The following is a 13,813-nucleotide window of genomic DNA, read 5'->3' as shown; positions in this document are numbered from 1 at the left end:
CCTGCGCGGACGCATCCGGCTCCGGTCAGGGCGTCAGGGTGATCCGTATGCCGACTGTGCCGTTCGCACCGCGGCGCAGTCGGCTGCCGAGGAGCGTGAGGCGGCCGGTGATCCCGTACTTGCGGGCGATGAGCCGGCGGTAGCGGACGCTGGTCGCCTCGTCGCAGATCTCGGCGGTTGCCGGGACCTGCTCACCGGTGGGCCTGCCCCGCAGGTCACAGGGGCCGACGAGGACATCGCCGCGGGCCCGGATGCGCTTGACCTTCCAGGAGTCGGCGACCGTCCACACGCCCAGCGCGTCCCCGTCGCGGACCACCCAGACCGGCGTGGGGACGCCGGTGCCGTTCTTGCGGTAGCTGGTGATGAGCAGGTACTTGCCCGCGCCGAGCCGGTCGAGCGTCGTGTCGTCCATGGCGCGAAGTGTAGGCAGCGGGGTGGGGGCACTGTTCGGTGCCCCCACCCCGCTGTCCGTCCAGCCGCACGCCCGATGCGGCTCAGTCGAGTGCCGCAGCCATCCGCCGTACGGCTTCCGTGATCAGCTCGGGCGACGTGGCCAGGTTCAGCCGTACGTGCCCCCGTCCACCGCTGCCGAACGGGATCCCCGAGTTGAGCGCGACCCGGCCGCGCTCCAGGAAGACGTCCGCCGGGTCGACGCCGTCGCCGAGGCCCAGGGCGCGGCAGTCGAGCCAGGCGAGGTAGGTGGCCCCGCCCGGGCGGTAGGTGATCGCCGGGAGGTGCTCGGCCAGCAGGTCCGCGAGCAGGCGCCGGTTGTCGTCGAGGCCGGCGAGCAGGGCGTCGAGCCAGGCGGTGCCGTCGCGCAGGGCGGCGGTGTGGGCGATGATGCCGAGGTGGCTGGGACCGTGGCTGACCTCTTCGGGCAGGCGGGCCAGGTCGGCGGCGGCCGCGGGTCCGGCGATGGCGAGGGCGGCCTTGAGGCCGGCCAGGTTCCAGGCCTTCGACGCCGACATCAGCGACAGCCCGCTCTCGCCGCCCGGGACGCTCAGATACGGCACGAACGTGATGCCGCCCGCGGTGAGCGGTGCGTGGATCTCGTCGGCGACCACGCGCACGCCGTGGCGGTCGGCGAGGGCGGCCACCGCGGAGAGTTCGTCGGCGGTGTGCGCGGTGCCGGTCGGGTTGTGGGGGCTGCACAGCAGGAAGGCGGCGCGTCGGCCGCCGGTGGTCGCCCGCCGAAAGGTTTCGTCCAGGGTGTCGAGGTCGATGCGCAGATCCGGGCCCAGCGGGGCCTCGATGACCCGACGGTCCATGTGCTCGACGAACTGGTAGAACGGCGGATACACGGGTGAGTTCACGACGACCGGATCGCCCGGTCCGGTGACCAGTTTGAGCATTTCGACCACACCGAGCATCACGTCGGGAACGATCGCCGTGCGCTCGACGGCGAGCCCGTCCCAGCCCCACCGTTTGCCGGCGAAGTCGGCGAGCGCCTCGGCGTAGCCGGTGCCCGCCGGGTAGCCGGTGTCGCCGAGGGCGAGGGCGTCGGTGAGCGCACGGACGATCGGCTCGGCGAGCGGCACGTCCATCTCGGCCACCCACAGCGGCAGCACGTCGTCGGGGTAGGTGCGCCACTTCATGCTCGTACGACATCGCAGGCGGTCGAGGGTCAGGGCGCGAAAAGGATTTGGTTCACCGGACGTTTCGTGCGGGATCCTGGTCATGGGCACAAGATAGGGGGCTGTGCGGTGGCCGGGAACGGCGAGGACGGGGAGCGGGCGGTGACGGGCGGCGGATTTCTCGAAGTGGCCTGTGACGAGTCGGGGTCGGACGGTGAGAATCTCACCGGCGGGAACACCGATGTGTTCGCGCATGCCAGTGTGCGGCTGCCCGTGGAAACGGCCGCCGCCTATGTGCAGGAGATCCGGGACCGGATTCGTTCGCCCGCGGAGGAGTACAAGGCGAACCATCTGCTGCGGGAGAAGCACCGGGCGGTGCTGGAATGGCTGCTCGCCCCCGCGGGGCCGATCCATGGAAACGCCCAGGTGCATCTGATCGAGAAGGCGTACTTCGTCGTCGACCGTGCCGTCGACCTGCTGCTCGGCGACGCCACCGAGGCTATCGGCCTGTACCGGGCGGGCCGGCGGGATTTCGGCGACGCGCTCTGGCGGGAATTCCTGGCGGCGGCCAACCAATTGCTCCGGTTCAGAAACGGCGGTGAGCCCGGGGAACCCATCGACGCGTTCTTCCGTGCGGTGCAGGCGCTGCGGTGCGCGGATTGCCGTCCGGAAGTGGCGGAAACACTGCACCGGCTCGCGGCGTCCCGCTCGCGCGCCGATTCCTATCGGGCGCGGCTGCTGGACGGGCCGCCCCTCATTCCCGTTCTCAACCCGCTGCTGCCCGCCATCGTCGGAACGGCCGCGCACTGGAGTGCCTCAGAACGGTCCGGGCGATCCGTGCGTCTAGTCCACGACCGGCAGAACATGCTGACGCCGGAACGCATCGCCTGGATCGAGGAGACGGCCCGGCGGGCCGGGATCGGCTTCGCCGGGCTGCGGCTGGTGCACTCACGGCTCGATCCACGGGTGCAGATCGCCGACTATCTCGCCGGGATCGCCCGCAAGATCGCCTCCGACGAGCTGAACGGGCACGGCGATCCGGCTCTCACCTCGCTCCTGCGTCCGTACGTGGATCCGGCGTCCGTGTGGGGCGACGAGCGCAGCCGGCCCCTGCTCGGACAGGAGCCGGCACCAGAACGGTCATCTGTGCGGTGAACACCGGCGGGCCGGGCCACGTATGGAGAGAGGGTGCTCAACTCCGGGAGGGCCCCGCGGCGTTCACGCCGCGCTGTACTGGTTCGGGAGCCATGCATGAGGCACGCACGACGACGTCTCGTCCGGCGAGTGACACGGCTGGCGGCCGTCGGCGGACTCCTCCTCGGAGGAACGATGGTCACACGCGCCGTGGCGAGCGAACCCCCCGACGCTTCCGCCGTCCCGCGCACCTACGCCGCTTCGGCGGCCGGTACCGGCAGCGATCTCGTCTCACGTCTGGGCACGTCCCGCACCGCGGGCAGCTGGCTCGGTGCCGACGGGAAGCCGGTCGTCGCGGTCACCGACGAGGAAGCGGCCGCCGAGGTGCGCAAGGCCGGTGCCGAGGCGAAGATGGTCGACCACAGCATGGACGAGCTGAAGTCGGCCACGTCGACGCTGCGTTCGGCGCCGCGGGTCGCCGGTACGGCGTGGGTCATGGACTACCGGTCCAACGAGGTGGTCGTACGGGGCGACAGCACCGTCTCGGCCGCCGACTGGTCCCGGATGACGCAGGTCGCGCAGGACATCGGCGGCTTCGTCCGCATGGAGCGCACCGAGGGCACGTTCACGACGCGGCTCAACGGCGCGCTGCCGCTGCTGTCGACCGCCGGGCGCTGTTCGGCGGGTTTCAACGTCACCGACGGAAAACGCGACTTCATCCTCACGGCCGGGCACTGCGGGCCGAACGGTTCCCTGTGGTTCGCCGACAACCGGGGCACCCAGCAGATCGGCCAGACCGTTCAGCAGAACTTTCCCGGCGGGGACTTCTCCCTGGTGGAGTACGCGGGCGGGGACGCGGGCGCCGGGGCCGACGTGGTGTCCATCGGGGACGGCAAGGGCGTGCGGATCACCGGCGCGGCGGATCCTGCCGTCGGGCAGCGGGTGTTCCGCAGCGGCAGCACGAGCGGGCTGCGCGACGGCGAGGTGACGGCGCTCAACGCCACGGTCAACTACCCCGAGGGGACGGTCACGGGACTCATCGAGACGAACGTGTGCGCCGAACCCGGGGACAGCGGCGGTCCGATGTTCTCCGAGGGGATCGCGCTGGGGGTGACGTCGGGGGGCAGCGGCGACTGCAACGCGGGCGGGACGACGTTCTTCCAGCCCGTGACCAAGGCGCTGGCCGCGCTCGACGTCAAGCTGCTCGTGGCGGCGCAGAACGGCTCGGGTCAGCAGGGCGCCTCACCGGCACCGTCCGCATCCGCGTCACAGAACGCGATCTCGCCCGGGGACGCGTCGCCGGGTTCGTCGGCCCCGATCACGGGCGTGACCGCCTCGACGCTGCTGTCGCGGCTCGCGGATCCGAAGAACGTCGGCCCCGGTCTGCTGGTCATCGCGGGCAGCCTGGTCGCGTTGGTGGCGGCCCGGTACATCCGCGCGGAACAGGATCGCAAGGCGTACCAGCGCTACTACTCGGCGACGTGGGGCTGACCGGGCCGGCTCGTCACTCCGCGTCACCCCAGACCAGCAGCACGGTGGCCGCCGGCGTGCCGGTCAACCCGATCGCAGGGCGCCCGGTGAGGTGCTCGTGAAGGAGGAGAAACCCGAGGATGACGGGTCCACTGCGGCGCCATCGTGGCTGGTCGCACAGTTTCCCGCGCCCCTTAGGGGCGCTGCAGCACCCGTGAACAAACACGACGGACGTGACGGCGCTCACGGGCACGGCGGTGGGGCGGACGGAACCGGCTGGAACGAGGAGGGTGGCCGTCGAGCCGAGTGCTCAGGCCGCCTTCTCCGGCTGGAAGGCCGCGGCGGCCCACTCCAGGACGAGGCGCTGGTACTCCTCGCGCTGCTCGACGCTCAGTGTCCCGCCCGACCGGCGCCACAGGGCCCGGATCTCCTCGTTGACCTCGTCAGCCGAGCGATCGGAGGCGAATTCAACAGTGGTGGACATGCTGTGAAGCATACGGTTCCAGAGGTGAAGGCGCTGTGAGTAAGCACACTCAATGCGGGCATATCGGACCGTGTTGCTGATCACGTCCATCTGTCCCTGCGGGTCGCCGAGTTCAGGCGTCCGCGGCCCCCAGCACCAGCACCTGGATCGCCAGGACGGCCGCGCCACGGGCCCAGTCGTGAAAGTCGGACACCTTGGTCTCCAGGTCGATCGGCGCCGCCAGCGGGTGCCGGTGGGCCCGGATGGTCTCGGCCACGGTCTTGCCGGCGACGTCCATCAGCCCCACCCCCTCGCCGGCGAGAAGGATCTTCTGCGGCAGCACGAAGTTGCCGATCTGGGCGACCAGGGTGCCGAGGGCGCGGGCCGCCTCCTCGACGACCCGGGCGGACATCGGCTCTCCTGCCGTGGCGAGCTCCAGGATCTCCTCGTACGTCCGGTCACGGCCCGTGGCTGCCTGCACCTGGTAGCGGATGTTGGGGATGGTCAGCAGTGAGACGGCGCTGCCGCGCGCCCCGTCGGGGGTGAGCGGGCCGTTGGGGTTCACGATCCAGTGGCGGCCGAAGCCGCGGTCCTCCTCGGCGTACGGCACCCGCTTGCCGCCCAGGACCAGGCCGTATCCGATACCGGCGCCGATGGTGAGCACCACGAAGCGGTCGAGGCCGCGCCCGGCGCCGAACCAGGTCTCGGCCTCGACGAGGGCGGCGACGTCGTTCTCGACGACGACCGGCAATCCCGTGCGCTCCTCGACGAGCTCGGCGAGCGGGACGTCGCTCCACTGCAGGAACGGGGACTCCCCGACCACCGCACGGTCCTCGACGAGACCGCCCACGCCGATGCCGATGCCGGCGAGCCGGGGGTGGGCGCCGGCGAGTTCGTCGGTCATCTCCCCCAGCACATCCACGACTTCTGCGGGGTCGTGAGTGGTGAGCGGGCGGTTGTAACGCGCGACGATCTCGCTCCTGAGGGTGGTCACGACGCCGTAGACCATGTCCTCGGTGATCTTGAAGCCGGCGAAGGAGCGGGATTCGGCGACGACGTCCAGCGGCTGGGACGGACGGCCCTGACGCACCTCGGCCGGGGCGCCCGCCTCGGGGACCTCGACGAGGAGACCCGATTCGATCAGTGGCTTGGTCAGCCGGGTGAGACTGCCCGCGGACAGGTTGAGCCGCCGGGCGAGTTCGGTGCGCGACAGGGGGCCACCGAGGAGCACCTCGATCGCCACGGCGCGTTCACCGGGGCTGAGGGGAAGCCAGCTGGCGGCTACTGGGGTCATGGTCGACAGACTCCCACATTATTTTTTTCTTCACAGAAACAACCAGGCCAGTGTAGGGCCATCGACACGGCCTGCAGAAGATGTTTGCGCACCGCTTGACGCATGGATTGTTTCGCGTCAAAAGTAAGTCCCGCCCGAGGACGAGCCGCCACATGCGAGGGAGTCTCCCGATGACCATCGCCTCCAGCAGCCCTCCGTCGCGCCTGCCACTGAGCGGCGCCGCGGGGGCGAAGACCAAGCCGAGGACACGCCGGAGCGTGGCCGGAGAGAGCAGCGGGGACGGACGTCTCGCCGCGGTGTTCATCGCACCGGCACTGCTCGGTTTCACGGTGTTCCTGCTGTGGCCGACGCTGCGGGGCGTCTACCTGAGCTTCACCCGCTACAACCTGCTCACACCGGCGGAGTGGGTGGGCCTCGACAACTACGTGCGCATGGTCAACGACCCCATCTTCTGGGACTCGCTGACGGTCACCGTCGAGTACGTGGTGATCAACATCGGGGTGCAGACGGTGGCGGCGCTCGCCATCGCGGTGCTGTTGCAGCGGCTGACGCAGTCGGCGGTCCTGCGGGGCATCGTGCTCACGCCGTATCTGATGTCGAACGTCGTCGCCGGCATCGTCTGGCTCTGGATCCTGGACACCCAGCTCGGCATCGGCAACGAGATCATCTCGGCGCTCGGTTTCGACCGCATCCCGTTCCTGGGGGACGAGACATGGGCGATCCCGACGATCGCGCTGATCAACGTGTGGCGGCACGTCGGCTACACCGCACTGCTGCTGTTCGCCGGCCTGCAGGCCATCCCGAACGACATGTACGAGGCCGCGAGGGTGGACGGCGCGAGCGAGTGGCGGATGTTCTGGCGGATCACGATGCCGCTGCTGCGGCCGGTCCTGGCGGTCGTTCTGATCATGACGGTGATCGGTTCGTTCCAGGTGTTCGACACGGTCGCCGTGACGACCGGCGGCGGACCCGCGAACGCGACCAACGTGCTCCAGTTCTCCATCTACGGCGCCGCCTTCGGCCGCTTCCAGTTCGGCTACGCCTCGGCAATGTCCGTCGCCCTGCTCGTCGTGCTGAGCGTGATCACCTTCGTCCAGTACCGGCTCACCCGGGCCGGCCAGAGCGACCTCGGCTGACGGAAAGGAGCGACCGACATGGCTGCCGTGACATCGACGACGACCGTACGGCCCATCAGGCGCCGGCCCTCCCTCGGCCGGATCGTGGCCTGGGCGGTGATGGCCGCGATCGTGCTCATCACCCTGCTGCCGTTCTACTGGATCCTGCGCACCTCGCTGTCCACCAACACCACGCTCGCCGCCCACCCCGGCGATCCCCTGCCCGTGGACCTCACGACCGGCGGCTTCGAACGCGCCCTGGGTCTGCAGTCCACCGAGGAGGCGATCGCCCAGGGCGGCTCGGGGGGCGGGCTGAAGTTCTGGCGTTATCTGCTCAACTCCGTGGTCGTCTCGACGCTGATCACCGTCTGCCAGATCTTCTTCTCCTCCATGGCCGCGTACGCCTTCGCCCGGCTGAGGTGGCGTGGCCGGGAGAAGGTGTTCGGGCTGTTCCTGGCGGGGCTCATGGTGCCCGCGATCTTCACCCTGCTGCCGAACTTCGTCCTCATCAAGCAACTCGGCCTGGTGGACTCACTGTTGGGCATCGCCCTGCCGACGATGTTCATGACGCCGTTCGCGGTGTTCTTCCTGCGGCAGTTCTTCATGAACGTCCCCCGGGAGGTCGAGGAGGCCGCCCTGCTGGACGGCGCCGGGAAGATCCGCATCTTCTTCCGGGTGATGCTGCCGATGGCGTCCACGCCCATCCTGACCCTGGGCGTGCTGACGTACATCACCTCCTGGAACGACTACTTCTGGCCGCTGATGGTGTCCTACAGCGACAGCTCCCGCGTGCTGACCGTGGCGCTGGCCATCTTCCGGGCACAGACCCCGCAGACCGGCTACGACTGGTCGGGCCTGATGGCCGCCACGCTCATCGCCGCGCTCCCGATGCTCGTGCTGTTCGGCTTCTTCGCACGCCGCATCGTCAGCTCCATCAGCTTCACCGGGATCAAGTAAGGGGACCGGAATGCGAATTCGGATGCGTACGGTCTCGGCGCTGACCGGGGCGCTCGCGCTGTCCCTGGTGACCGGCTGCGCGCAGGGCGACTCCGTGTCGACGGGCGCGGACACGGTGACGTACTGGCTGTGGGACGCCAACCAGCTGCCCGCCTACCAGGCCTGTGCGAAGGGCTTCGAGAGGGCCAACCCGGGCCTGAAGGTGAAGATCACGCAGATGGGCTGGGACGACTACTGGACCAAGCTGACCGCGAGCTTCATCGCGGGCACCCAGCCGGACGTCTTCACCGACCACGTCCAGAAGTTCGGCCAGTTCGCCGATCTGAAGGTGCTCGAACCGCTGGACGACATCGGCGTCAACCCCGCCGACTACCAGGCCGGCCTTGCGGACGCCTGGATCGGCCAGGACGGGCACCGCTACGGCGCCCCGAAGGACTGGGACACGGTCGCCCTCTTCTACAACAAGAAGCTGGCGCGGCAGGCCGGGCTGACCGCCGACCAGCTGAACAGCCTTTCCTGGAACCCGAAGGAGGGGGGCACCTTCGAAAAGGCCATCGCCCATCTCACCGTCGACGTCAACGGCAGGCGCGGCGACGAGCCCGGCTTCGACAAGAACCACGTCAAGGTCTACGGCCTCGCCACCAACGGCGCGGGATACGGCGACGGGCAGACGCAATGGAGTCCCTTCACCGGCTCCGCAGGCTGGAGTTACACCGACGAGAAACGGTGGGGCACCAAGTACCAGTACGACAGCAAGACCTTCCAGTCCGTGATCAAGTGGTACTTCGGCCTGGCGAAGAAGGGATACCTCGCCCCGCTCACGGTCTACAGCGCCGGCGCCAACCAGGCCAACGCGCAGGTCGCCGCGGGCAAGGCGGCGATGGCCTTCGACGGCGCCTGGATGATCTCGACGTACTACGGGTTCAAGGGCCTCGACATCGGCACCGCCTTCACCCCCGTCGGCCCGACGGGCAAGCGCGCCACGATGATGAACGGTCTCGCCGACTCCGTCACCAAGAACGCCCGCAACAAGGAGGGCGCTCTGAAGTGGGTGAAGTACCTGTCGTCCGACGAGTGCCAGAAGACGGTGGGCGGTTACGGCATCGTCTTCCCGGCCACGCCCGACGGCACGGCGGCCGCGGTGGCCGCGTACAAGAAGAAGGGCATCGACGTCACGGCGTTCACCAGGCCGGTGGCCGACAAGAAGGACTTCACCACCTTCACGTACCCGATCACCAACTACGCGGCCGACATGAACGCACTCATGAACCCCGCGATGCAGGACATCTACGGGGGCGGCAAACCCGTGAGCAGCCTCGACCAGACCGCCGACCAGATCAACCTGATCCTCTCGCAGTGATCTCTCGACCAGTGAAGGGCATTCCCCCTATGACGTTCTCCCTCGGCATCGTGGGTGCCGGCCAGTTCTCCGGCCAGTTCGCCACGCTGTTCCAGGCCCACCCCGGTGTCAGCGACGTGTACGTCACCGATCTGCTGCCCGAGCGGGCCGAGCAGCTCGCCGACGCACAGGGACTGGCCGGCACCTTCCCGTCGTACGAGGCCATGCTGGAGTCGAAGGCCGTCGACGCGGTCGCGATCTTCACCCAGCGCTGGACCCACGGCCCCCTGGTCCTTCAGGGCCTGAACGCGGGCAAGCACGTCTACTCCGCCGTCCCGATGGCGATCACCACGGAGGAGATCGCGGCGGTCATCGACGCGGTCAAGGCGACCGGGCTGACGTACATGATGGGCGAGACCAGCCAGTACAACCCGGCGACCGTGCACGCGCGCAACCAGATCGCCGAGGGTGCCTTCGGGCGGCTCTTCTACGCCGAGGGCGACTACGTCCACGACATGGACCTCGGGTTCTACGAGGCGTACCAGTACAGCGGCGGCGAGAACTGGAAGGCGACCGCCAGCTATCCCCCGCTGCTGTACCCGACGCACTCGGTGGGCGGTGTGCTGGGTGCCTGGCAGACGCACGCGGTGAGCGTGTCGGCGATCGGGGTCGTCGACGACCGGGGCGACGGTGTCTTCGACAAGGAGGTCAGCCAGTTCGACAACGACTTCTCCAACGCCACCGCGCTGTTCGAGGTCGCGGGCGGCGGCTCGTTCCGTACGAACGAGTTCCGGCGGGTCGGCTATCCCTCGCACATACGGGAGTCGCGTTTCCGCTTCTTCGGCACCGAGGCGAGCATGGAACAGCTGGCCACGGTCGCCCTGTGGCAGGACAAGAAGGGCGTCAAGGACATCAGCGAGCTCCTCGAGCCCAAGCCCACCATGTCTCCTGACGACCCGTCACTCCAGCACATCGCGCCGGAGCTGCGGGCCGCCTTCACCTCGGGTTCGGCGCCGGTGCACGACCGCTCGCGGCTGCCCCGGGAGTTCGACAACCTGCACAACGGTCACGAGGGCAGCCATCACTTCCTGGTCGACGACTTCGTGACCGCGGTCAACAGCCGCACCCTGCCGTCGGTGAACGCGTGGGTGGCGGCCCGCTACACCCTGCCGGGCATCGTCGCGCACGAGTCCGCGCGGCAGGGCGGGGTCAGGCTGGAGATCCCGGACTTCGGGGACGCCCCCGAGGTGTGACGTTTCCCCGCTAGCCGGGTGCCTGCGCTGGGTCAGGTGCCCGGCTTGCGGCCGTACACGTAGACGTCGTCGCCCTTCTTCAGCAGCGACCAGTACTTCTTCGCGTCGGTCTTGGTCATGTTGACGCAGCCGTGCGAGCCGGGCGGGTTCCACATGCTGACGCCGACCGAGTGGAAGGCCTGGCCGCCGTCGAAGAACTGGCTGTAGGGCATCGGCACGTCGTAGATGGTCGAGACGTGGTCGATGTTGCGCCAGTAGATCTTCTTCAGGCCGGTGCGCGTCTCGTAGCCGTTGCGGCCGGTGCGGACCGGGACCGGCCCGTAGACCAGCCTGTCGCCGTCCTGGATCCAGCTCAGCTGGAGCGTGAGGTTCACGCAGGCGATGCGGCCCTTGTTGACGGGGCACTTGCCGTCCTTGTTGGGCTTGTTGCCGACGGCCTTCTGCTTGTTCATCAGGTCCATCACGCCCCAGGTGACGGGGCCCGCGTAGCCGGCGTTCGGGGTGATGCCGTGCTTGGTCTGGAAGGCCTGGATGGCCTTGCAGTCGGCGGCGGACTGCTTGCCGTCGACCGGTCGGCCGAGGAACTTCTCCACCTGCTTCTGATACGGGCCGGTCTGGGTCGTACAGCTCGGGGCCGCCTGCGCCGGTGCGGCGGCGAGCGTGAGTGTGAGCGGTGCGACGAGTCCGCCGGTGATGCCGAGTGCGACGGCTCGCCGTCTGCGTATGTCCCCCATGGCCGGGCCTTCCCCTTGCGTGGTCGTGTGGACTTCTGCCAGGTAGACCCGTGTGCGGGGGTATGGGTTGTGGCCCGGGCCGGGCTGTGACCGAACGGTGAAATTTCGCCGGCCGAGAGGCCGTGGCGAGCTGGGGGAAGCCGGGCGCCTCAGGTGTCGCCGGAGCGGCGGACAGCGGCCCGGAACCCGGTGTGGACGGCGGTGAGGCCGCCGTCGACGGTGAGGGTCGTGCCGGTGATCCATCCCGCGTCGCGGGACGCGAGGAAGGCGACCGCGGCGGCGATGTCCTCGGGTTCACCGACCCGGCCCAGGGGATACAGGGCGCGGACCGCGTCGAGTTCCGCGTCCCGTCCCTCCCAGGCCGAGGTGCGCACCGTGCCCGGCGTCACCAGGTTGACGCGGACTCCGCGGGCGGCGGCGTGGCCGGCGAGCGTGCGGGTGAGGGAGCCGAGGCCGGCCTTGGCAGCGCTGTAGGCGTGGTTGCCGAAGTCCTGGAGGCCGTTGACGGAGCCGATGTTCACGATGGCTCCGCGCCCGGTGGCGGCCAGGTGGGGAAGCGCGGCACGGCAGCAGCGGTAGGTGCCGGTGAGGGTGATGTCGAGGTCCCGGGCCCAGGCCTCGTCCGTGCCGTCCTCGAAGAGCGGGGTGTCGGGTGTGCAGGAGGCGGCGCTGTTGACCAGGACGTCGAGCGAGCCGAAGGCGTCGACGGCATGGGCGACGGCCGCCTCGACGGACGCGCGGTCGGCGACGTCGCACGCCGACGCCTGCGCCGCGAGCCCCAGCTCCCGCAGCTTCGACGCGGTCCTCTCGGCCTCGGGCCCGTCCCTGTCGGTCACCAGGACGCGCGCCCCTTCCTCGGCGAGGCGGCGTGCGGTGGCCGCGCCGATGCCGCGGGCCGCGCCGGTGATGAGGACTGCGTGACCTGCGAAGCGCGTTGTGTCCGTCATGGACCGAACCGTAGTGCGGGAGCGATCATCCGGGCAGATAGCGTGCGTCCATGTCCGCGTTCATTCAGCAACTCCCCGCGCTCATCGGTGTCGTGATCGGCGCGCTCGGTTCGTATGTGGTGGTCGTGCGGGGCGACCGGATGAGGTTCCGGCGTGAGCAGGCGGCGCGTTGGGAGGAGCGTCGGCTCACGGTGTACGCCGACTATGCGCAGTCGGTGAAGAAGACGGTCACGGTGACGTACCGCGTCGCTGCCGCGGCCGGCGTCGATCCGCACCCGGATCCCCTGTCCCTCGCGGAGGCCCAGCCGCTGCTGGCCGAGGCAACCACCGCCCGGGACCCCTCGGGCGAGGCTCTGATCATGCTGGGCAGCCGTACGGTGGTCGAGAAGGCGCGGGTCTGGGTCGTGGCGGCGATGGAGATGGAGCGGTTCGTGCGCGAGGGCCGGGACGACCGTGATGCCTGGCAGGCCCTGCTGGAACGGCAGCGCGCCGGACGCGAGGCCTACTACGCCGCCGTAGGCGACGATCTGGGCCTGCCACCGGGCCACTCGGCGCGCTGGCCGCTCCCGGCGGAGAACCCGGTACCGCCTCAGCGGTAACCCGTCGTGTCCGCCGGCTTCCCGGCGTCCTGGACCTCGACGAGGTACCGCCAGGCGTCGGGGCGGCTGCCGTCGAGGTCCGTGAAGCCGTAGACCTGCGCGAGCTGCCCGCTGGAGAGGGACGCGCCGTTCCAGCGGGCCACGTCGGGGTCGGCGGCGAGGGCGGCGACGGCGCGGCCCACGTAGCGCGGCGTCTCGGAGATGGCGAAGTGCGGGACGCGGGCGAGGGCGTCGCGCCAGTTGTCCTCCCGCACTCCGAAGGCGTCGAGCATCATCTCCGAGCGCAGCCAGCCCGGGGTCAGCGCGACGGCGGTGGCGCCGCGGGGGCCGAGTTCGTGGCCCAGGGCGAAGGCCATGCGCAGGACGGACGCCTTGGCGAGGTCGTAGAAGAAGGAGTTGCGGTAGTGGCCGCGGTTGTACTCCGCGGTGCCGTCGGTCATCTCGATCACCAGTCCGCCGGGGTGGCGCAGGAGCAGGGGCAGGGCGTGGTGGTTGGTGACGGCATGGGTCTCGACCGCGAGGCGGAGCAGCCTGAGGCCCTTGTCGAGGTCGTGCTCCCAGACGGGGCTGTCCCAGGCGAACAGCTTCTCGCCGCCCCAGATGTCGTTGACGAGGATGTCGAGACGGCCCTGTTCCTCCGCGATGCGGTCGACGAGCGCGCGGACCTGCGCCGGGTCGAGGTGGTCGGTGGGTACGGCGATGCCGAGGCCGCCGGCCTCGGTGACCAGGTCGGCGGTGTCCTCGATCGTCTCGGGGCGGTCGTACTCGGAGCGGCGGCCGCGCGTGCTGCGCCCCGTCACGTAGACCGTGGCGCCGGCCGCGCCGAGCTCCACGGCAATGCCGCGTCCGGCTCCCCGTGTCGCCCCGGCGACGAGCGCGACCTTGTCCTTCAGCGGCTGTGACATGTCCGGCCTCCCGACCCTCTGCGAGCGAT

Annotated in this window: 14 protein-coding genes; 7 read left to right on the top strand and 7 right to left on the bottom strand. The window is 69.7% G+C overall.

Features of this window, described 5'->3' with window-relative positions:
* Positions 1–25: 25 nt before the first annotated feature.
* Both ACQEV2_RS39860 and ACQEV2_RS39855 read right to left on the bottom strand, forming a co-directional pair.
* Positions 26–412, bottom strand: a complete 387-nt coding sequence (locus ACQEV2_RS39860) for a PPOX class F420-dependent oxidoreductase (protein ID WP_433053318.1) — start codon at positions 410–412, stop codon at positions 26–28.
* Positions 413–494: 82 nt separating this feature from the next.
* Positions 495–1,679: a MalY/PatB family protein gene (locus ACQEV2_RS39855; RefSeq protein WP_433053315.1), complete on the bottom strand. Its 1,185-nt coding sequence runs from the start codon at positions 1,677–1,679 to the stop codon at positions 495–497.
* Positions 1,680–1,703: 24 nt separating this feature from the next.
* Between ACQEV2_RS39855 and ACQEV2_RS39850 the strand changes: the two genes are divergently transcribed.
* Both ACQEV2_RS39850 and ACQEV2_RS39845 read left to right on the top strand, forming a co-directional pair.
* Positions 1,704–2,729 (top strand): hypothetical protein, encoded by a 1,026-nt coding sequence (locus ACQEV2_RS39850; RefSeq protein WP_433053312.1) that lies wholly within the window; start codon positions 1,704–1,706, stop codon positions 2,727–2,729.
* A 96-nt stretch (positions 2,730–2,825) separates the two neighbouring features.
* Positions 2,826–4,199 carry a S1 family peptidase gene (locus tag ACQEV2_RS39845; protein ID WP_433053309.1) on the top strand — a complete coding sequence of 458 codons (1,374 nt, stop codon included), beginning with the start codon at positions 2,826–2,828 and terminating at the stop codon, positions 4,197–4,199.
* A gap of 289 nt (positions 4,200–4,488) precedes the next feature.
* Here the strand turns inward: ACQEV2_RS39845 and ACQEV2_RS39840 are convergent, their stop codons facing one another.
* On the bottom strand, positions 4,489–4,674 hold the full coding sequence (locus ACQEV2_RS39840; RefSeq protein ID WP_433053307.1) for a hypothetical protein: 186 nt from the start codon (positions 4,672–4,674) through the stop codon (positions 4,489–4,491).
* Between the two features lie 100 nt (positions 4,675–4,774).
* On the bottom strand, positions 4,775–5,935 hold the full coding sequence (locus tag ACQEV2_RS39835; protein ID WP_433053304.1) for an ROK family protein: 1,161 nt from the start codon (positions 5,933–5,935) through the stop codon (positions 4,775–4,777).
* Positions 5,936–6,105: 170 nt separating this feature from the next.
* Between ACQEV2_RS39835 and ACQEV2_RS39830 the strand changes: the two genes are divergently transcribed.
* From ACQEV2_RS39830 to ACQEV2_RS39815, 4 genes are read left to right on the top strand one after another with little or no spacing between them, the layout of a single operon-like run.
* Positions 6,106–7,071, top strand: coding sequence for a carbohydrate ABC transporter permease (locus tag ACQEV2_RS39830; protein ID WP_433053301.1), 966 nt, complete (start codon positions 6,106–6,108; stop codon positions 7,069–7,071).
* 18 nt (positions 7,072–7,089) lie between these two features.
* Positions 7,090–8,007, top strand: coding sequence for a carbohydrate ABC transporter permease (locus tag ACQEV2_RS39825; RefSeq protein ID WP_433053298.1), 918 nt, complete (start codon positions 7,090–7,092; stop codon positions 8,005–8,007).
* Between the two features lie 10 nt (positions 8,008–8,017).
* Complete coding sequence (locus ACQEV2_RS39820) at positions 8,018–9,367, top strand: ABC transporter substrate-binding protein (protein WP_433053295.1); 1,350 nt, start codon at positions 8,018–8,020, stop codon at positions 9,365–9,367.
* A gap of 29 nt (positions 9,368–9,396) precedes the next feature.
* Positions 9,397–10,599, top strand: a complete 1,203-nt coding sequence (locus tag ACQEV2_RS39815) for a Gfo/Idh/MocA family protein (RefSeq protein WP_433053292.1) — start codon at positions 9,397–9,399, stop codon at positions 10,597–10,599.
* Positions 10,600–10,631: 32 nt separating this feature from the next.
* On the opposite strand, the gene ACQEV2_RS39810 is transcribed toward ACQEV2_RS39815, so the two are convergent.
* Both ACQEV2_RS39810 and ACQEV2_RS39805 read right to left on the bottom strand, forming a co-directional pair.
* A complete protein-coding gene (locus ACQEV2_RS39810) occupies positions 10,632–11,333 on the bottom strand; it encodes a L,D-transpeptidase family protein (protein ID WP_433053289.1) in 702 nt (233 codons plus the stop codon).
* Positions 11,334–11,482: 149 nt separating this feature from the next.
* A complete protein-coding gene (locus ACQEV2_RS39805) occupies positions 11,483–12,280 on the bottom strand; it encodes an SDR family NAD(P)-dependent oxidoreductase (RefSeq protein WP_433053286.1) in 798 nt (265 codons plus the stop codon).
* Between the two features lie 50 nt (positions 12,281–12,330).
* On the opposite strand from ACQEV2_RS39805, the gene ACQEV2_RS39800 reads away from it, so the two are divergent.
* Entirely contained in the window at positions 12,331–12,879 is a 549-nt protein-coding gene (locus ACQEV2_RS39800; protein ID WP_433053284.1) for a hypothetical protein, read from the top strand.
* Here the strand turns inward: ACQEV2_RS39800 and ACQEV2_RS39795 are convergent.
* Positions 12,870–13,784: an SDR family oxidoreductase gene (locus tag ACQEV2_RS39795; protein ID WP_433053281.1), complete on the bottom strand. Its 915-nt coding sequence runs from the start codon at positions 13,782–13,784 to the stop codon at positions 12,870–12,872. The genes ACQEV2_RS39800 and ACQEV2_RS39795 overlap by 10 nt on opposite strands.
* Between the last annotated feature and the right edge of the window lie 29 nt (positions 13,785–13,813).

The sequence above is a fragment of the Streptomyces sp. CA-251387 genome (assembly GCF_050936625.1).
GTDB lineage: Bacteria > Actinomycetota > Actinomycetes > Streptomycetales > Streptomycetaceae > Streptomyces.
The sequence above is the reverse complement of the archived record's forward strand: the minus strand, read 5'-3'. Positions and strand labels throughout refer to the sequence as shown.

Excerpts from the sequence above, each read along its gene's own strand:
- ACQEV2_RS39795 (WP_433053281.1), bottom strand. The coding sequence starts at position 13,784 with ATGTCACAGCCGCTGAAGGACAAGGTCGCGCTCGTCGCCGGGGCGACA.
- ACQEV2_RS39860 (WP_433053318.1), bottom strand. The coding sequence starts at position 412 with ATGGACGACACGACGCTCGACCGGCTCGGCGCGGGCAAGTACCTGCTC.
- ACQEV2_RS39840 (WP_433053307.1), bottom strand. The coding sequence starts at position 4,674 with ATGCTTCACAGCATGTCCACCACTGTTGAATTCGCCTCCGATCGCTCG.
- ACQEV2_RS39830 (WP_433053301.1), top strand. The coding sequence starts at position 6,106 with ATGACCATCGCCTCCAGCAGCCCTCCGTCGCGCCTGCCACTGAGCGGC.
- ACQEV2_RS39845 (WP_433053309.1), top strand. The coding sequence starts at position 2,826 with ATGAGGCACGCACGACGACGTCTCGTCCGGCGAGTGACACGGCTGGCG.
- ACQEV2_RS39825 (WP_433053298.1), top strand. The coding sequence starts at position 7,090 with ATGGCTGCCGTGACATCGACGACGACCGTACGGCCCATCAGGCGCCGG.
- ACQEV2_RS39805 (WP_433053286.1), bottom strand. The coding sequence starts at position 12,280 with ATGACGGACACAACGCGCTTCGCAGGTCACGCAGTCCTCATCACCGGC.
- ACQEV2_RS39820 (WP_433053295.1), top strand. The coding sequence starts at position 8,018 with ATGCGAATTCGGATGCGTACGGTCTCGGCGCTGACCGGGGCGCTCGCG.
- ACQEV2_RS39815 (WP_433053292.1), top strand. The coding sequence starts at position 9,397 with ATGACGTTCTCCCTCGGCATCGTGGGTGCCGGCCAGTTCTCCGGCCAG.
- ACQEV2_RS39855 (WP_433053315.1), bottom strand. The coding sequence starts at position 1,679 with ATGACCAGGATCCCGCACGAAACGTCCGGTGAACCAAATCCTTTTCGC.
- ACQEV2_RS39800 (WP_433053284.1), top strand. The coding sequence starts at position 12,331 with ATGTCCGCGTTCATTCAGCAACTCCCCGCGCTCATCGGTGTCGTGATC.
- ACQEV2_RS39835 (WP_433053304.1), bottom strand. The coding sequence starts at position 5,935 with ATGACCCCAGTAGCCGCCAGCTGGCTTCCCCTCAGCCCCGGTGAACGC.
- ACQEV2_RS39810 (WP_433053289.1), bottom strand. The coding sequence starts at position 11,333 with ATGGGGGACATACGCAGACGGCGAGCCGTCGCACTCGGCATCACCGGC.